We start from the raw sequence: 14,664 nt of genomic DNA, 5'->3' as shown, positions 1-14,664 counted from the left end.
AGGTGGCCACCACCTCGGCAGGATCGAGGCTCCGCGATAGAGGAGGCCCAGTGATCTCACCCGCCAGCCGCACGCGAGGCATCCCCAGCATCGCCGTCGCGATGAACGTCCTCGGCGCCCTGTGGGTGGTCCTCGCCGTCATCGGCGGGCTCAACCTGTGGCCGGACGACGGCGGCTACGGCGCCAAGACGAAACCCGCGGACCTGGCCCCGGCGATCAGCGTCATGTTTCTCGGCGGCGTTGCGGCCACCGTCGCATTTGGTGCCGCGGCGGTCGTGGCGCAGGTGGCCAAGCGGGGCGACGCTGACGCGTCCTGACCAGGCCGGTCAGCGTCGGCGCCAGACGTAGGTCATGCTGACCGCCGTGCTGCCCGCATGGTTGATGATGCCGGCCGTGACCAGCTCCCAGCCGGCGACCGCGACCGCGTTCAGCACCGGGTTGATGTCGTCGGCCTTCGCAGGCAGCGAATACCCCTTCGGCTGTAGCCCCATGTGGGCGCTGAGCGTCAGCGTGTGCTGGTAGACGGCATCGCCGCGGGCGTGGGCGGCACGGGCGGCGGCAACAGCGGGATGTTCGGCCATCCGCGGATCCTGCACCGGGCGGGAGGCGACACGCCAGATAGAAGCGCGCGAGCAGGCGGTCGGCTACCCTTCGATCACCCGACGAGACCCCTCGACCCCGGATGGTGACCATGGCCCTGCAGCGCTACACGATGCAGCTTCGCCGCAACCAATACAACGAACGCCTCGACCCGTTCAGCCGCACCCTTGACCTCGACGACCCCGAACAGCTTGGCATCGACGGGCTCCTCACCAAGCTGTTCGTCGACGCCGTCAAGCGGGCTGGCGGCAAGATCGATAACCTTCACGAGTACGACCTGCAGATCAAGCGGCACGGCAGCCGCGACATCGAGATGGTGTTCGTGGCCCACTCGTCGGAGGTTGACGAGAAGGACCGCTAGGCCGTCCGTTTACGGAGCATCGCCCCGCGGTTGGCGTCGGCGAGCAGCTCGAGCATCGACTCCAGCCGCCGGCGATCCTCGGCGGGAAGCGGCGATTCGGGGTCGAGCATGGCGGCCAGTTCGACCAAGACCGGCGGGAGAACCTTCGGCGGCTGAAGGTCGCCCATTCGGCGCGCAACAAGGTCAGTGGCAGGCACACCGAGCGCCTCAGCGATCCGCTCCAAGGTGCGGACGTCGGGTGTGAACTCGCTGGAGTAGATGAGCCGGCTGATCGTCGCGTCTCCGACGCCGGCCGCCCTGGCAAGGTCGACCTGACGCTGCATGCCCTTCGTGCTCATCCTCCCGAGGAGGTAGGCCCCGAAGTCGGTCGGTGTGCGCGTGCCCTCTGCCACGTCGGCCAGTATGCCTGGACTCTTCCGCAGGTGGCGGCTAGCCCCGTCATGGACGGTGGCTTTCATGAATAGGTGGTAGACTTCCAGCTATGAAAGCTGGATCTACTGTCGAGGGCGGCATCTACCTCCGGCTCGACCGTTTCGAAGACTTCCTCGGCGAACTTGCGCTCCTCAGCATCGAAGGCCAGGCAAGGCAGCTTCACATGCGCTCCCTGAACCTCTACCGCGCCCGCAAGGGATACCGGGTCGGCGACCGCAGTCTCGCCGAAATCCTGACTGGCACCGCAGCGGTCGCGAGGCGCCGCCGGATCAACGCGCCCACTTTCGAAGACCTCTTCGAAATCCGGCTCCCGGCCGGGTCCTGACGCCACAAAAGCAGAGGCCCGGCGCGGTAATCCCCACCGCATATGCCGGGCCCAGGATTGAACATGAGGGGTTCAACCGTGCTCGCAGATGAGCATACGACAACACGTTGCCCCGGCGCGATACGTCCAACGGCGGGCGTCTCGTGACCGACCTCAGCCGCGACAACTGCAGCCTCAAAGTACTCGCGCTCCCTGAAGGCGAACGGGTCGGCGAAGTTCGCCGCATCGTCGCCCAGATCGCCCTCTGCGATGACGTTCAGCTCCTCGAATGGAAAGACTGGGCCGTAAGCCACGGCCTGAACAAGGGCGACTTCAACACCATCGTCAGGGCGATCCGTCGCGAGCGCAAAGAGCAACGCGCCGCCGGCGCCCTCGAAGCGCAGGTCGTCAACCGCAACACCCAGGTCGAAATCGCCAGGGAACGTGGCACCCTGCTACCGCCGCCGCGCGCGCCGATGGACGTCTCCCGGGAACTGGTGTCCCGCTGGCGAAGCACCGACGGCCATCCGCACGTTCGCTACTGGCGCGGCGAGTGGTACCGCTACACGGGCTGCAACTGGAAGCCCATGGATGAGTCCACCATTATCAACCGGCTCTACGAGGCGACCGAGCACGCCGAGTACGTCGACGACGAAGACACCGTCAGACCGTGGTCGCCGTACATGGGCAGCATCAACGCGCTACTCCACGCGCTGCAATTTGGGGTGCTACACCGCGGCGCCGACCTCGAAGCGGAGATCGGCCTGTACTGCCGTAACGGTGTCGTCGACCTCGCCACCCGCGAGCTCCTCCCGCACCACCCGAGCCGGTTCAACTTCACCGCCCTCCCGTTCGACTACGATCCGCAAGCCACCTGCCCGCATTGGCTTGCGTTCCTCGCCCAGGTCTTCCCGGGTAAGCCGCTCTCGATTGCCTTCCTGCAGGAGTGGTTCGGCTACCTGCTCAGCGGCGACACGAAGCATCAGAAGATCGCCGCGCTGATCGGACCGAGACGCTGCGGCAAGGGCACGATCGGCCGGATCTTGCTCGCGCTGATGGGTGGCAGCGAAAACGTCACCAGCCCCACCCTCGGGGAACTCGCATCCCACTTCGGCCTGGAGCAGCTCATCGGTAAGACGCTCGTGCTGATGGGCGACGTCAACTGGCGCATCCGGGACGGCGTTGAAGCGGCCGAGCGGGTCAAAACGATCAGCGGCGAGGACTCGATCAGCGTGCCCCGCAAAAACCGCAAGGCGTGGCAAGGACGGCTCGGGGTGCGATTCACGTTCATGTCCAACGACATGCCGGTCATCCCCGACGCGTCCGGCGCCGCGCAGCTGCGGCTGATCCCGCTGATGTTCGAAGAGTCGTTCGCCGGGCGCGAGGACATCGAGTTGGAGGGGAAACTCACTGCGGAGATGACGGGCATCCTGCTGTGGGCGATGCAGGGCCTGACGCGGCTGCGCGCGGCCGGCCGGTTCACGATGCCGGAGGAAGCCGAGGAGATCGGCAAGGAGATGGAGCGCTCCGGGTCGCCGGTTGCCGGCTTCTTGCAGGACCGGGCCGAGCCGCTCTCGCCGGAGCGCCGGGACGGTGCAACGCCGCGGTCCGTTGATGACGTGTTCGCCGCCTACCTGTCGTGGTGCGACAAGAACGGCCGCGAGCATCGGATGGAGAAGAACCAGTTCTCGCAGGCGCTGCGGTCGGCGGGAAACGGGCTGCTGCGGTTCAAGCGCGAGGGCAGCCGCGAGGACCGCTATCAGGCGGTGTTCGGCCTGGATGAGCTGTGGCCCGGGTCGCTGTCCGGCCCGCCGGCTGGCCAGCGGTGGCTTGCCGCCGCCTGATCACTTCGTGCTGAAGCCCCGGCCGTTGTGGCTGGGGCTTTTTGGCGTCGATGTACCAGGCGGCCGGGTGGGTGTACCAGGCGCGTGCCAGGCATGTGCCAGGCGGCTTGCGGGCTGTTTGTGCAGGTCAGCGTCGATGTACCAGGCGTACCAGGCGTACCAGGCGCCTACTTGCTCCTATGGAGGAGCAGCGAAATGCAAATCATGCGAACGGCGACCGCCTATCAGCTGAACGGTTGAGTTGCTTTACTGCTCGCGCGTATGACGCTGATACGTCAAGGTGCCTGGTACGCCTGGTACATCAGGTTCTGACCAGGGGAAACGTTGATCGACACGCCTGGTACGTGCCTGGTACATGCCTGGTACGCCTGGTACATCGAAGCGTTCGGCTGGCCCTTCCGCACCCAACGCGGCGCAAGCGGCCCGCGAAGCAGGCTCAGCGACTCGTCCCGTCCTCGCCGCCTCAACCCCAGCCACGACGAGCCGGAACACGCCCTGAAACGGCAAGGCGCCCCGAACCTCCGCAGAGGCCGGGGCGCCCTTCACTTCCGGTCAGGCGGCGCGGCGGCAGTGCTGATCCGCGTACATCCCGGCCAGCGCCGGGTCCAGGCCCGACAACGCCGACAGCCAGTGCTCGTCGAGCACCGCGGCGGCGGTCGCGTCCCGGTCCCGCAGGAACGCGACGTGCCGGATCGCGTGGAGCAGGCAGTCGACGTACCGCGGCGCCGGCGCCTCGTCGGCGGCGTGCGTGGGCGGCTTTCCGACTGCGGCCGGCAGGAGTGGACTGATGGGTTCCGCCCCGGGCCAGTTCTGCCGGACGTAGCCGGGTTTGCGCACGATGGCGATGTAGGTCAGGACGATCGCGGGCCCGTCGGCGCGCCAGCTGGTCGAGTGCAGCAGCACGACGTCGGCGCGGTCGATGCCGTTGCTGGACAGCTCGAGCTCGACCTCTTGGTGCACGTCGCCGTCGGCGTAGATCGGCAGTGCCGGCCGCCATGGCCCGTCGCCGGAGATCAGCCACAGCCCTTTGGCGTCGGCCGCTACCGGCCAGACTTCGGGGTAGACGGTCATCGGCTCACTCATGGCTGGTGTCCTTCCTGCGGGGGGTGCGTTTCGAGGCGGGCCGTCCGGTCTGTTCGCGGATGATCTGGTCGGCGCGGGCCTTTGACAGGCCGACGCGGTCGGCGAGTTTGGCGAGCGACAGGCTTTCGCTTTGCCAGATCTCGGTGACGACCCGGTCGCGTGCACTCATGGCGAGGTCGTGCAGTTCGCTGAGCTTTTCGGTGAGCGCGTTCCATAGCTCGAATCGGCGCTGCATGTCGGCGGCGCCGTCTGCATGGCTGCCGGCGGTGTTGTAGGCGCGGACGAGGTCGCCGAGGTCGTCCGCCTCTTGGGGCGGCCCGCCCGTTGGCCTGTCCTGATCTCTCATAGGCAGAGGGTACGGGACGTGTATAGGCCACTGTACGACGTGACTGGTTAGCCCTGGACAAGTCGTTTAGCGCGCTGTACGGTTAGCTCTAACCACATCGTTTAGCGCACTAGACGGGAGTTGAGGTGTCAAGTCCAACGTTGAGCGCCGCCCCGTCGGTCGACGAGCTGCGCGCGATCAAGTCCCCCGTGGAGCGGGCGGCTGCGATCACGCGAGTTGCGCGCCGTTGCGGCACGTTGTCGCCGGAGCTGTACGAGCTGCGGCGCCTGGCGCTCGCGGAGGCCCGCACCAAGCATTCGGCCGGCGCGATTGCGCGCCTGGTCGGCCTGTCCCGCGCCCGGGTGTTCCACCTGACCCGGCCCGCCACTCCCGAAGGGATCGCCGCGTGAACGCCAACGAGTCCGAGTGCTTCGCCCGCCGTGCCGCGTCCAAGGTCACCGACCCGCTGTCCCGCGCCAGCCTCGCCGAGAAGCTCCGTGAGGCCGCCGCGATCTGCACCGGCGCCCAGGGTGGCCTGCACCTCGCCGCCGCCGACCTCGGCGTCTGCGTCGACTCTGGCGTCGAAGCGCACCTGAAGCTCGCCGAGACGATCCTGACCGAGCTCGCCGACCACATCGCGCAGGCGCAGGTGTTCATGTCGCAGGCCGAACGCGACGACCTCGAGCAGGACAAGCTGGCCCGCTACGCCGACTACGAGCGGAACCCGCTGTACGCGGTCACCCGCGACCAGCTCGACCAGTACGCCGCCGAGGCGTACGCGGCCGGGCTCGAGCAGCGCGAGGCGGTGCTGGCGTGAACACCATGTTCACCGTCCGGTTCGTCACCATCAACGGCGACGGCTCCTTCTGCGGGCACGGCGACCTCGCCATGTCCGGCGTCATGCCGACCGACGGGGCCGACCCGGTGACCGTCGCCGGCTACTGGGCCGGGACCGCCGAGGCCATCCGCAACCACATGCTCAGCCGCGGCCAGGTCGGCGCCGGCATCCGTGTCGTCGTCACCGACGTCCGGCCCCAGTGAAACCCCACAAGCCCCCGGCCGCCGTCAGAGGGCGGCGGCTGGGCCCCAACGTCCGGCCGGGAGGCTGCGTCCCCCGTCGCGCCCCCGGCCGGGCCTAACCGCGTGAAGGAGGTGACCACATGACAACGCTGTTCACAGACGCCCGGGCTTCGGCCTCCCCGTTCGGCGCCCGCGCCAACGGCCACCAGCCGCCGCTCATCCACCCGATCCAGGTCGCCCAATGGGTTGAGCGGCCCATCGTGAAGCCGACCGCCGAGCAGGACGCCGCGCCCGCCCAGCCGACCGTCGAGACCGCCGCGCCGACCGCCGAGCAGATCAAGCTCGACGCCGAGCTGGCGAAGGCCGTCCGGCAGTCCGGCTACATGCGGCAGCTGTTCTACGCCGCCGTTCTTGCCACCGCCCTCGGCGGTCAGGTGTCCGGCGCGGTCGAGGCCCTCGGCCTGGAGTGGTATGTCGCGATCGGCCCGGTCGCCGCCCTCGAGGTTGGCGCTGTCGTCGTCCTCAACAACGCTGACGTCCGCCGCCGCCTCGGCGAGCGCGCTGTCGCCTCCCGGCTGCTGTCCGCGGCGATCTCCGCCGGTGCTGTCGTCTTCAACTGGATGGCCCACGCCAACCACCTGCTCGGCGGGTTCTTCGCCGGCATGTCGGCCCTGGGCTACCTGGTGTGGCTGATGCACACCGAGAACCAGCGCCGGGACCGGCTCCGCGCGAAGGGCGACCTGCCCCCCACCACTCCTGCCTACGAGATGGTCGGGCATTGGCTGCGGCACCCGTGGCTGACGCTGCGGGCCAAAAACCTCGCCAAGGCCAACCAGAAGCTCGGGCTGTACAGCTCGATCGAGGCGGCGAAGGCGGAGAAGCGCAAGGAGCGGCGTACCTCGGCGATCGCCAAGGTGCTGCACCGCAAGATCCGCGCCGCCGTCGACCCGACCACGGCCGACATCGCGATCAGCGCCTACAACCTCGACGAGGTCGCGGTGCGTCTCGCGGACGGCGCCGACTACGACGGGCTGACCGCTCTCATCGCTGCCGACCTGACTCCGGCGCGGCTGGCCGCCGAGGCGCCCACCAGCGTGGTGCGGGTCGAGTCGTCGGTGGGCCAGCCCACCCCGGCCGTGATCGAGGCGCCCACCGCCCACACGCCCACGCCCATGTTGGAGATGGGCGGGTCAGCCCACGCCCACACGCCCACCCAGCCCACGCCCACTGTGGGCGGGGATGGGGTCGCCCAGGCTTGGGCGGACTGGGCGGGGTCGCTCGAGCCGATGTGGGCGCCCACCACGAGCGCCCACCTGGGCGCCCAGCCCACGCCCACCAGTCAGCCCACTGCGCCCACGCCCACCGCCCAGCCCACCTGGGCGGCCAGTGATGAGGGCGCCCACCGGGGCGACGCCCAGCCCACGCCCAACCTGGGCGACCAGGCCGAGGCGCCCACCGCCCAGCCCACGCCCACCCCGCCCAGGGTGCCCAAGCCGCCCACCAAGCCCACCGCGGTCCAGCCCAAGTCGGCCGCCCAGGGTGCCCACACGCCCACGCCCATTCCCGGGCTCACCGACCTGCAGCAGTCCCGCTTGGCCGACCTCGCCCGCGAGTTCCCCGGCGACCTGCCCGGCCGGGACAAGGTCATGGCCCACATGCGTGAGCAGGGCTACCAGGGCTGGTCGTCGAAGGAGCCGGCCAAGACCCTCATCAACCTGCTGCGCGCCCAGCGTGCGGACGCCCAGCCCACCGCCCACGCCCACACGCCCACCGAGGGGGAGCAGTGACCGCCCAGCCCACGCCCACCATGGGCGCCCAGCCCACTGGGCGGAAGTCAGCCCAGGGCGCCCACCCGGCCCAGCCCACTGCGGAGGTGGGCGGGTCAGCCCACGCCCACCCCGCCCACTCGACTCAGCCCACGCCCAACCTGGGCGCCCGGCCCACTGGGCTGGCGCCCGCCGGGGCCGCCCAGCCCATCCAGCCCACCGCCCACCATGGGCAGCCCGCCCACTGGGCGTTCGGCGCTGCCGCCGCCTTCTGGGCAGTGGGCGCCCTCGCCCACTGGGCGGGCTGCCCCGCCCAGGGCTACGCCGGCGTCGTACTGGGCGGGGTCGCGTTGGGCGTGTCGATCGCCCACGCCGCCGCCCACAACTGGGCCGCCCACCGTGCCCGCCGCCAGCCCACTGGGCGGGCGGACGAGTGGGCGCCCATCAGCGCCGCCCAGGCCCGAGCCGCCCTGCGGCTGATCACCGCCCAGATCGGATCGGAGGTGACCAAATGACCGACGTGACCACGACCCGCCGCCAGCAGCAGAAGATCGCCACCTTCAAGTGGGTGCCGTACGCCCTGCTAGCCCTGCCGGCGCTGTTCGCCTTCGCCTTCTGGCTCGGGGCCAGCTGATGGCCGGCCGCAAGAAAAGCCCAGCCCAGAACAAGCGGCAGCATCACGCCGCGCAGGTCGCGAAAGCGCCGACCAGAAAACAGCAGCTCCTGGCCATGGGCCAGTGGCTGACCGCCCTCGCCGGCGACCGTGGCCCCACCGAACTGGAAGGGGCGGTCGCGCTGGTGTGGGGCCGCATCAACGAACTCGACCCGGAAGCGGAAGCCGCATTGGAGGTGGCGCAACAGTGACCACGGTGACGGAGCGTGAAATTCCTGCCCCGACGAACGGGGCGGTGCCGCGGCTCTACAGCCCGGCTGTGCGCGCGCCTGCGCGCGCGAGAATACCGATCACTGAGCGTGTCGGCAAGATCCCCGGGCTGACCGGTTCGATCACCGCCGGATGGCGTCGCTGGTGGGGGTTCACCGCCAGGCCGATGAGCATCCGCGCCCTGTGGCGGCTCTCCGCCGTCGACAACACCCGAATCCCCGCCCAGTCCGGCACCCTCCACACCCTGTGGCAGGTCTCGAACTGGACAGACCGGCTGCTCATGTTCGCCCTCATCCTGCTGCTGCCGACCGCGCTCACCGGGCCGCTGCGCTGGATCGCCGTCCGCCCCACCCGCCGGGTGGGGTTCTACCTGGTCGCCGCCGCCCTGACGGTGACCTACCTCATCGGAAGGATGTGAAGCCATGCTGTCCGTAGGTTCCCGGTTCGGCATGCTCCTGATCGCCGCGGCGCTGCTGTTCGTCGCGATCAAGATGAACAAGTCCCAGAACAAGAAGATGAAGCACACGTCGATCATCTCGGCGTTCCTCGCCGGGCTGTTCTTCCTCGGCACCATCGTCGGCAACTGGATCGCCGGCGCCCAGTGGCTCGCCGGTGTCGGCGTCGCCGGACTGATCGTCTGCGCGTGCGTCATCATCGTCGACTGGCTCGCCGACAAGAAGCCCGACAAGCCCGCCCTGTACGCGTCGTTCGCGCTGCCCCTGTTCATCATCATGGGCGCCGCTTCGCTGCCTGCCGTCGGAGGCCAGATCGCCGACAGTGGGCGTGAGGTCGGCAACCAGATGCAGCAGATGGGCAAGTAAGTGGAACTCCTCGTCGCCTGCGTCTTCGCCTACTGGCTGTTCAAGCACGGCCCGCAGTTAGTCGCGGAGGCGATCGCCGAACTCGAGTTCGCGCGGCGCGGCGAGATGTCCCCCCTCGCCGAGGCCCGGCTGAAGCGGCTGCTGGACGCCGGGATCGACCCGGCGGCTGGCGGGCCGATGCGGCAGTACGTCGGCAACGCGTGGCGTGACCTGTGGCTGGATCTGGAGCATGACCGCCGCCAGCGGCGGGCCGCCCGGCGGGTTGCCGAAGCGGCCGGGAAGCAGACCGCGGGCCTGTTCGACCGCATCCGCGACCATATCGACGCTGCGGTCACGGAACGGGCGAACCGGTGGCGGGAGCGGCCGGAAAGCCCGCCCGCCACACCCGGCCCGACCATGCCGGATGCCGCCGGTCGCGCAACCGCCGCTGCGGGCGCGGCCGACCCCGACAACGACCCGCCGCTCATCCACGAACCGGACCCCACCCACCAACCGCAGACAGACACAGCTGACACCGCCCAGCCCGGCAGCGGCAACCCGGACCCGGCCGCCACCACGGCCGGCCCGGAGCCGATCCGGGTCCCGTCAACGGTCGGCGAGCCGATCCGCGACACCACCCCCACACCGACAGCAGCACCCGCCTCCGAAGGGGAACCCATGACCGCCGTCGTCCACGTCACCGGCGTCGTCTCCGGCGCCGCCGAGGCCCGCGCCATCCAGCGAGACATCGACAATGCCACCGCCGCCTACGTCGCCGCGATCGCCGCGGCCCGCCGCCGCATCCAGCACCTCGGCGAAGCCACCGTCGGCGAAGTGCAGCAGGCCGTCCACTCGCGTGTCGTCGCAGCCCTCGCCAGCACCGCCGAGGCCGCCGCCGCCGCCGAGGCTGCCGCGAAGGGATGCGCCAGCGAGGTCGGCCCGCAGCTGCTCGGCGTCGCCCGCCAGTTCGACCGTCTCAACAGCTGACCCGGAGGATTCGATGGCCAAGACCGACCACCGCCCCGCCTCGCTGCCGACCGTCCAGGCCGGCGGCGGGTTCGGCGCGGCCAGCAGCGGGCAGGGCAAGGTCCCCCCGCCGGCGGGCGCGGCCCGGATGCAGTCCTGGTTCATCGACCCGGGAACCGGCATCCGGCAGCGGATGCCGCACCCGGTGCCGGTCAACGACGACAACGAGCCGACCGGGCACGTCCGGCACCTGTGCCCGAAGAAGATCAACGCCAACGGCGGCGGCACCACCGCCTGCGACACGGCCGCGTGGCTGCTGCCGGGCGAGACGGCGCCGTTCTGTCCGAAGCATGGCGAGAAGCTGCAGCCGCCCGCCGAGCGCGGGCAGTCGGCGATCGTCGCCAAGGCCGCGGTCGAAAGGTACGGCGCGTCGCTGTGGCCGTGGACGCTGCCCGCGGCCGGTGGCGTCGCCGACGTCGCCCTGTCGCTGGCTGATACCGGCGTTTCCACGCTGGCGGCGGCGCCCGTGCTTGCGGCCGGCGCGTTCTTCGTGACGAAGCGGACCCTGACCCGGCGCGCGGTGAAGCGGGGCCGGATTGAGAAGGGCCAGCGATCCGGCCGTCGGGTCTGGGAGATCCGGCGTAAGGCTGTCGACGCCGCCCAGTACGGCGCTGAGGCTGGCCTGTGGGCGACCGCGTTCGCCGCCACCGACGCTATGGCCCTGCCGGGGCTGCTGGTGTGGGCTGCGGCGATGGCCCGCTGGGCGATCGGCTGCAAGCGGTGGTGGGATGCGGCGGAGGCGCGGAGGCTCCGCGGCGTGCCCGCCCCGGTCGCGGTGGCGCAGCCGGAGGTGGAGGTGGCCGCGGCCCCTGACCCGGTGCAGCTGCGTGCCGAGTCGACATGGGCGACCATCATCGGCTGCAACGGCGGCCCGCTCGCCGGGACGAAACTCGCCGACTTCCGACGGCTGCCGAACTGCCCGATCCGGGCGTCGGAGCGGACGGTCCTGCCGAACTGGACCGCGACCGTCGTCGCAGCCAACCCGGGGACGATCAACATGCGGGAGCAGCGGCCCCTCCTGCTCGGCAGGATCGCCGCCGCGTACGGCTGCACCTATGCCGACGTGTCGTTCACCGCCGACGAGTCCGACCTTGGTGTCGCCTACCTGCGGGTCCAGCCGGACAACCTGCTCGCCGAGGTGAAGATGTGGCAGGGTGCCGGGGCGTCCGACTGGAAGAAGGGCGTGTCGCGGATCGGCCGGCACGACGACGGCGCCGACATCCGCTACACGTGGTGGACGTCGACCGGCGCCGCGCACGACCTGATCTCCGGATGTACCGGCTCCGGGAAGTCGGAGCTGGTCGCGCAGCTGCTGCTGACGTCACTGCACTCGGACGGGCTCGTCCTGGATTGGGTTGGTGACCCGCAGGGCGGCCAGTCCTACGGGCTGCTGAAGGACGCCGTCGACTGGTTCGCCCGGGACAAGACCGAGATCACGCTCATGTTGCTGGCTGCGCTGAAGGAGATGCTGCGCCGCAACGACGAGCTCGCGAAGAACAACATCAAGACGTGGCGGCCCACCAAGGACATGCCGCTGCTCGCCATCACCCTGGACGAGGTCCAGTCGTACATCGACGACCCGGTCATCCTCGACCTGGTTGAGAAGCTCGTTGGGCAGGGCCGCAAGTGCGGCATCAAGATGCGGCTCATCACCCAGGTTCCGGCCGCCTACAACCTGGGCGGCTCCACGTACATCAAGGAGCAGCTGAAGGCCGGCCAGACGCTGATCTTCCGGGCGATGACCGACATTGCGGGCCGGTCCGCTGTCGAAGGGGACTGCCCGATCGACCCGGTGCAGCTGCCCGCCCGCTGGGGCAAGCACACCTGCAACGCCGGCGAGACCACGGCCGGGCTCATGTTCGTGCAGGGGTTGAACGCCCGCGACGTGTACGGCCGTTCGGACTACACCGGCGACGACATGGCGGTGTGGCTGGCGGACCCCACCCCGGGCGTGTTCGGGCCTGAGGCGCAACTCGAGTCTGGGGTGTTGTGGGGTGACCGGCGTGAGCGGGTGAAGCGCCTTCTTGCCGCTGGCCGCGCCGATGAGGATCTGCTGCCGGGCGGGAAGGCTGTCGAGCTGATCCAGGCCGCGGCGGTTGCTGCGGCGACGGGGACGGTGGTGCGGCTCTCTCAGCCCGCCCCGGAGATGCCGGGTACATCCCGCGATGTGGTGCTGCAGGCGGCGCAGGCCGCGGCCGGTTCGGACGGGGTGGTGACGAAGAAGGCGATCGAGCAGGCGACGAAGGACATGCCGGATGGCACCCGCAACGGGGCGCTGACGGACTTGGTGGCGGCGGGGAAGCTCCGCCGGATCAGGAACGGCGTGTACGAGGTGCCGGGCGGAGGCCGCCAGGAGGCGCCGACGGCTTCGGGTGCCGAGAGCGCCGTCTGACATTTGACGTGGTCACGGCGCAGGGCTGTGACCGAATAGCTGGCGCAGCATGCGCCGCAGGAGGGAGTGCGATGAGCAAGGTTCTGGAAGACCCGCGGGTGGCTGAGCGGCCCGGCGGCGGGTACACGATCCGGCAGCCGTCAGGTGCGGTTGACGTGCTGGAGGTCGGCACGTCCAGCTGGGCGGTGTTCGACGGCGAGGCGCCGCAACTGATTCCGGTCGGCGGCACCAGGCTGGCGATCAACTTCGCGTCGGCCGAGGCTGCGGTTGCCGCGGTGCTGGGCGCGGCGGCGTGACGGTGCTGCATCCGCGGCTGCGGCAGCTTGTGCCCGCCGCCGAGTGGGCGCGGATCGTGCAGCGCAAATGCCCGGCCGGTGCCCGTGTCGACCCGTGCCAGCAGCCGCCTGACCCGCGGTCCCGGTACGGCTACTGCACCAGCCACGACCATTCGGCCCGCGCGCAGCTCGGCGACGACTACTTCGCCGACTAGGCCCGGACGCCGCACAGGGCGGCGTGAGAGGAGAGGAACGCGATGAGTACGTACAGAATCAACGCCGACGGGTCGGTGACGCTGCCCGGCCCGCCGGATGTCGGCGACTGGACGGTCCACGAGATGGACGACGGCCTGTGGACGGCGGACAACCCGGTGCAGGGGTTCCTCCGGTCGAGGTTCAACGCCGACTTCCGGGCGACGTTCCGGACCCGCGACGAGGCCCTGGCTGCGTTCGGCGTGGAGGTGCCGGCGTGAACGCCCAGGTAGTTCGGAACAACGACGGGTCGGCGCGGGTCGTGACCGGGTCCGGGAACTGGCGGGTGTGGAACTCGCACCGCGGCTGGATCGCGGTCAACGACGGCCCCGGCGACAGGACGGTCACCGACGGGAACGGCGGGACGAAGGTGTTCGCGTCGGCCGACGAGGCGATCGACGCCCTGGTCAACGAGTAGTACCGCCTCCGGGCCCGCCCCCATGCCTGGCAGCTGTCGGCGGGCCCGGAGCCACCCATCAGCCATCAGGAAGAAGGGCAACATCATCATGAGCCACGCCATCGAGACCGGGATCGTCGAGGTGCTGAGCCGCGGGACGGCCACCTGGGACGAGCTGAAGTACACCGTAACGACCGGTGCTGCCGAGCGCAGGCTGTTCGGCGGCGCTATCGACCGCCTGCAAGAGGGTGGGCGGGTGCGCGCCGTCGGCTGCCTGTGGGGGTGCGTCCACCGCGGGGACTGCCGCTTCGAGGCGGTGACGTCGTGACCGCCACGAGTGCAGCGGCGGTGATCGAGTACCGGGATGGCCGTCCGCCGGTTGCGGTTGTGGCGGCCGGCGACGACGCGGTGGCCCTGCGCGCGTTCGCCACGACCGCGTGCGAGCCGGGCAGGTCCAAGTTCACTGCCAGGGTTGCCGGCGGCGGCCTGTGGCAGTTCGACATCGACCACACCGACGTGGCCGCGGTGCGGCTGGTGACGTCGTGACCACCACCGACCTGGTCCGCGCCGTCCAGCAAGGCGCGCACACCGTGCCGCAGTTGGCGGCTGAACTGCACGTCATGCAGTGGGATGCCGACCTGCGCGAGCAGCTACACGCCGCGGTACTGCGGCAGGAGCTGGTTGCCGTAGGCCAGGGCGTCTACGACGTGCCGGGAGGTGCACAGTGAGCGCCGACCCGGTCGCCGCCCTCAACGAGCTCGGCGCCGTCTGGTCACCCGACTTCGACGCCTACGCGGAGGGCCGCATGCCGCACGGCCTGGTGCGGTGCGTCCTGTGCGGCAAGGCGCCGTGCGAGTGCCCGCCGTTCGGGTCGCCTGAGTATCTGGAGCTCGTCAACCGTCTG

At 70.2% G+C, this 14,664-nt stretch carries 27 protein-coding genes; 23 read left to right on the top strand and 4 right to left on the bottom strand.

The annotated features are described in order from the left end of the window. Nucleotides 1–50: 50 nt before the first annotated feature. Nucleotides 51–317, top strand: coding sequence for a hypothetical protein (locus ABD352_RS17300; RefSeq protein WP_344613400.1), 267 nt, complete (start codon nucleotides 51–53; stop codon nucleotides 315–317). Nucleotides 318–326: 9 nt separating this feature from the next. Here ABD352_RS17300 and ABD352_RS17295 read toward each other — a convergent pair whose 3' ends face one another. Next, nucleotides 327–581, bottom strand: coding sequence for a hypothetical protein (locus tag ABD352_RS17295; RefSeq protein WP_344613399.1), 255 nt, complete (start codon nucleotides 579–581; stop codon nucleotides 327–329). Nucleotides 582–691: 110 nt separating this feature from the next. Between ABD352_RS17295 and ABD352_RS17290 the strand changes: the two genes are divergently transcribed. Next, nucleotides 692–961 carry a hypothetical protein gene (locus tag ABD352_RS17290; RefSeq protein WP_344613398.1) on the top strand — a complete coding sequence of 90 codons (270 nt, stop codon included), beginning with the start codon at nucleotides 692–694 and terminating at the stop codon, nucleotides 959–961. Here the strand turns inward: ABD352_RS17290 and ABD352_RS17285 are convergent. Next, the gene (locus ABD352_RS17285) at nucleotides 958–1,419 is read right to left on the bottom strand and encodes a helix-turn-helix domain-containing protein (protein WP_344613397.1); all 462 of its coding nucleotides are present in this window, start codon (nucleotides 1,417–1,419) and stop codon (nucleotides 958–960) included. The genes ABD352_RS17290 and ABD352_RS17285 overlap by 4 nt on opposite strands. Before the next feature lie 23 nt (nucleotides 1,420–1,442). Here ABD352_RS17285 and ABD352_RS17280 point away from each other — a divergent pair, with 23 nt between their 5' ends. Further along, entirely contained in the window at nucleotides 1,443–1,718 is a 276-nt protein-coding gene (locus tag ABD352_RS17280; RefSeq protein WP_344613396.1) for a hypothetical protein, read from the top strand. Nucleotides 1,719–1,861: 143 nt separating this feature from the next. Beyond that, the gene (locus ABD352_RS17275) at nucleotides 1,862–3,541 is read left to right on the top strand and encodes a DNA primase family protein (RefSeq protein ID WP_344613395.1); all 1,680 of its coding nucleotides are present in this window, start codon (nucleotides 1,862–1,864) and stop codon (nucleotides 3,539–3,541) included. 552 nt (nucleotides 3,542–4,093) lie between these two features. Here the strand turns inward: ABD352_RS17275 and ABD352_RS17270 are convergent. Together ABD352_RS17270 and ABD352_RS17265 are read right to left on the bottom strand one after the other, a co-directional pair. After that, on the bottom strand, nucleotides 4,094–4,624 hold the full coding sequence (locus ABD352_RS17270; RefSeq protein WP_344613394.1) for a hypothetical protein: 531 nt from the start codon (nucleotides 4,622–4,624) through the stop codon (nucleotides 4,094–4,096). Then, nucleotides 4,617–4,970, bottom strand: a complete 354-nt coding sequence (locus ABD352_RS17265) for a hypothetical protein (RefSeq protein ID WP_344613393.1) — start codon at nucleotides 4,968–4,970, stop codon at nucleotides 4,617–4,619. Before ABD352_RS17265 ends, ABD352_RS17270 begins: the two co-directional genes overlap by 8 nt. 125 nt (nucleotides 4,971–5,095) lie before the next feature. Between ABD352_RS17265 and ABD352_RS17260 the strand changes: the two genes are divergently transcribed. From ABD352_RS17260 to ABD352_RS17170, 19 genes are all read left to right on the top strand, one after another. Next, nucleotides 5,096–5,359: a hypothetical protein gene (locus ABD352_RS17260; RefSeq protein WP_344613392.1), complete on the top strand. Its 264-nt coding sequence runs from the start codon at nucleotides 5,096–5,098 to the stop codon at nucleotides 5,357–5,359. Further along, nucleotides 5,356–5,766 carry a hypothetical protein gene (locus ABD352_RS17255; protein ID WP_344613391.1) on the top strand — a complete coding sequence of 137 codons (411 nt, stop codon included), beginning with the start codon at nucleotides 5,356–5,358 and terminating at the stop codon, nucleotides 5,764–5,766. Before ABD352_RS17260 ends, ABD352_RS17255 begins: the two co-directional genes overlap by 4 nt. Next, complete coding sequence (locus ABD352_RS17250) at nucleotides 5,763–5,990, top strand: hypothetical protein (RefSeq protein ID WP_344613390.1); 228 nt, start codon at nucleotides 5,763–5,765, stop codon at nucleotides 5,988–5,990. Before ABD352_RS17255 ends, ABD352_RS17250 begins: the two co-directional genes overlap by 4 nt. A gap of 119 nt (nucleotides 5,991–6,109) precedes the next feature. Further along, nucleotides 6,110–7,756 (top strand): hypothetical protein, encoded by a 1,647-nt coding sequence (locus tag ABD352_RS17245; protein WP_344613389.1) that lies wholly within the window; start codon nucleotides 6,110–6,112, stop codon nucleotides 7,754–7,756. Further along, nucleotides 7,753–8,250, top strand: a complete 498-nt coding sequence (locus tag ABD352_RS17240) for a hypothetical protein (protein ID WP_344613388.1) — start codon at nucleotides 7,753–7,755, stop codon at nucleotides 8,248–8,250. The genes ABD352_RS17245 and ABD352_RS17240 overlap by 4 nt, the downstream gene beginning before the upstream one ends. Continuing rightward, entirely contained in the window at nucleotides 8,247–8,369 is a 123-nt protein-coding gene (locus ABD352_RS17235) for a hypothetical protein (protein WP_344613387.1), read from the top strand. The genes ABD352_RS17240 and ABD352_RS17235 overlap by 4 nt, the downstream gene beginning before the upstream one ends. Then, nucleotides 8,369–8,599, top strand: coding sequence for a hypothetical protein (locus tag ABD352_RS17230; RefSeq protein ID WP_344613386.1), 231 nt, complete (start codon nucleotides 8,369–8,371; stop codon nucleotides 8,597–8,599). The genes ABD352_RS17235 and ABD352_RS17230 overlap by 1 nt, the downstream gene beginning before the upstream one ends. Before the next feature lie 185 nt (nucleotides 8,600–8,784). After that, nucleotides 8,785–9,036 (top strand): hypothetical protein, encoded by a 252-nt coding sequence (locus ABD352_RS17225; RefSeq protein WP_344613385.1) that lies wholly within the window; start codon nucleotides 8,785–8,787, stop codon nucleotides 9,034–9,036. Between the two features lie 31 nt (nucleotides 9,037–9,067). Further along, nucleotides 9,068–9,439 carry a hypothetical protein gene (locus ABD352_RS17220; RefSeq protein WP_344613384.1) on the top strand — a complete coding sequence of 124 codons (372 nt, stop codon included), beginning with the start codon at nucleotides 9,068–9,070 and terminating at the stop codon, nucleotides 9,437–9,439. Continuing rightward, nucleotides 9,440–10,405, top strand: a complete 966-nt coding sequence (locus tag ABD352_RS17215; RefSeq protein ID WP_344613383.1) for a hypothetical protein — start codon at nucleotides 9,440–9,442, stop codon at nucleotides 10,403–10,405. It abuts the gene before it with no gap. A gap of 13 nt (nucleotides 10,406–10,418) precedes the next feature. Continuing rightward, complete coding sequence (locus tag ABD352_RS17210) at nucleotides 10,419–12,836, top strand: hypothetical protein (RefSeq protein WP_344613382.1); 2,418 nt, start codon at nucleotides 10,419–10,421, stop codon at nucleotides 12,834–12,836. Between the two features lie 71 nt (nucleotides 12,837–12,907). Further along, on the top strand, nucleotides 12,908–13,132 hold the full coding sequence (locus tag ABD352_RS17205; protein ID WP_344613381.1) for a hypothetical protein: 225 nt from the start codon (nucleotides 12,908–12,910) through the stop codon (nucleotides 13,130–13,132). Beyond that, nucleotides 13,129–13,326, top strand: a complete 198-nt coding sequence (locus tag ABD352_RS17200) for a hypothetical protein (protein WP_344613380.1) — start codon at nucleotides 13,129–13,131, stop codon at nucleotides 13,324–13,326. The genes ABD352_RS17205 and ABD352_RS17200 overlap by 4 nt, the downstream gene beginning before the upstream one ends. A 42-nt stretch (nucleotides 13,327–13,368) precedes the next feature. Then, nucleotides 13,369–13,584: a hypothetical protein gene (locus ABD352_RS17195; protein WP_344613379.1), complete on the top strand. Its 216-nt coding sequence runs from the start codon at nucleotides 13,369–13,371 to the stop codon at nucleotides 13,582–13,584. Continuing rightward, on the top strand, nucleotides 13,581–13,781 hold the full coding sequence (locus tag ABD352_RS17190; RefSeq protein WP_344613378.1) for a hypothetical protein: 201 nt from the start codon (nucleotides 13,581–13,583) through the stop codon (nucleotides 13,779–13,781). Before ABD352_RS17195 ends, ABD352_RS17190 begins: the two co-directional genes overlap by 4 nt. Before the next feature lie 88 nt (nucleotides 13,782–13,869). Then, nucleotides 13,870–14,088: a hypothetical protein gene (locus ABD352_RS17185; protein WP_344613377.1), complete on the top strand. Its 219-nt coding sequence runs from the start codon at nucleotides 13,870–13,872 to the stop codon at nucleotides 14,086–14,088. Continuing rightward, entirely contained in the window at nucleotides 14,085–14,306 is a 222-nt protein-coding gene (locus ABD352_RS17180) for a hypothetical protein (RefSeq protein WP_344613376.1), read from the top strand. Before ABD352_RS17185 ends, ABD352_RS17180 begins: the two co-directional genes overlap by 4 nt. Then, a complete protein-coding gene (locus tag ABD352_RS17175; protein ID WP_344613375.1) occupies nucleotides 14,303–14,488 on the top strand; it encodes a hypothetical protein in 186 nt (61 codons plus the stop codon). The genes ABD352_RS17180 and ABD352_RS17175 overlap by 4 nt, the downstream gene beginning before the upstream one ends. Continuing rightward, on the top strand, nucleotides 14,485–14,664 hold a 180-nt coding region (locus tag ABD352_RS17170), incomplete at its 3' end, for a hypothetical protein (RefSeq protein WP_344613374.1). The genes ABD352_RS17175 and ABD352_RS17170, both read left to right, overlap by 4 nt.

The sequence above is a fragment of the Dactylosporangium salmoneum genome (assembly GCF_039532525.1).
GTDB classification, from domain to species: domain Bacteria; phylum Actinomycetota; class Actinomycetes; order Mycobacteriales; family Micromonosporaceae; genus Dactylosporangium; species Dactylosporangium salmoneum.
This window is presented reverse-complemented; position numbering and strand designations above follow the sequence as displayed.

Excerpts from the sequence above, each read along its gene's own strand:
- ABD352_RS17295 (WP_344613399.1), bottom strand. The coding sequence starts at position 581 with ATGGCCGAACATCCCGCTGTTGCCGCCGCCCGTGCCGCCCACGCCCGC.
- ABD352_RS17290 (WP_344613398.1), top strand. The coding sequence starts at position 692 with ATGGCCCTGCAGCGCTACACGATGCAGCTTCGCCGCAACCAATACAAC.
- ABD352_RS17285 (WP_344613397.1), bottom strand. The coding sequence starts at position 1,419 with ATGAAAGCCACCGTCCATGACGGGGCTAGCCGCCACCTGCGGAAGAGT.
- ABD352_RS17280 (WP_344613396.1), top strand. The coding sequence starts at position 1,443 with ATGAAAGCTGGATCTACTGTCGAGGGCGGCATCTACCTCCGGCTCGAC.
- ABD352_RS17270 (WP_344613394.1), bottom strand. The coding sequence starts at position 4,624 with ATGAGTGAGCCGATGACCGTCTACCCCGAAGTCTGGCCGGTAGCGGCC.
- ABD352_RS17265 (WP_344613393.1), bottom strand. The coding sequence starts at position 4,970 with ATGAGAGATCAGGACAGGCCAACGGGCGGGCCGCCCCAAGAGGCGGAC.
- ABD352_RS17245 (WP_344613389.1), top strand. The coding sequence starts at position 6,110 with ATGACAACGCTGTTCACAGACGCCCGGGCTTCGGCCTCCCCGTTCGGC.
- ABD352_RS17235 (WP_344613387.1), top strand. The coding sequence starts at position 8,247 with ATGACCGACGTGACCACGACCCGCCGCCAGCAGCAGAAGATCGCCACC.
- ABD352_RS17230 (WP_344613386.1), top strand. The coding sequence starts at position 8,369 with ATGGCCGGCCGCAAGAAAAGCCCAGCCCAGAACAAGCGGCAGCATCAC.
- ABD352_RS17225 (WP_344613385.1), top strand. The coding sequence starts at position 8,785 with ATGAGCATCCGCGCCCTGTGGCGGCTCTCCGCCGTCGACAACACCCGA.
- ABD352_RS17220 (WP_344613384.1), top strand. The coding sequence starts at position 9,068 with ATGCTCCTGATCGCCGCGGCGCTGCTGTTCGTCGCGATCAAGATGAAC.
- ABD352_RS17210 (WP_344613382.1), top strand. The coding sequence starts at position 10,419 with ATGGCCAAGACCGACCACCGCCCCGCCTCGCTGCCGACCGTCCAGGCC.
- ABD352_RS17205 (WP_344613381.1), top strand. The coding sequence starts at position 12,908 with ATGAGCAAGGTTCTGGAAGACCCGCGGGTGGCTGAGCGGCCCGGCGGC.
- ABD352_RS17195 (WP_344613379.1), top strand. The coding sequence starts at position 13,369 with ATGAGTACGTACAGAATCAACGCCGACGGGTCGGTGACGCTGCCCGGC.
- ABD352_RS17185 (WP_344613377.1), top strand. The coding sequence starts at position 13,870 with ATGAGCCACGCCATCGAGACCGGGATCGTCGAGGTGCTGAGCCGCGGG.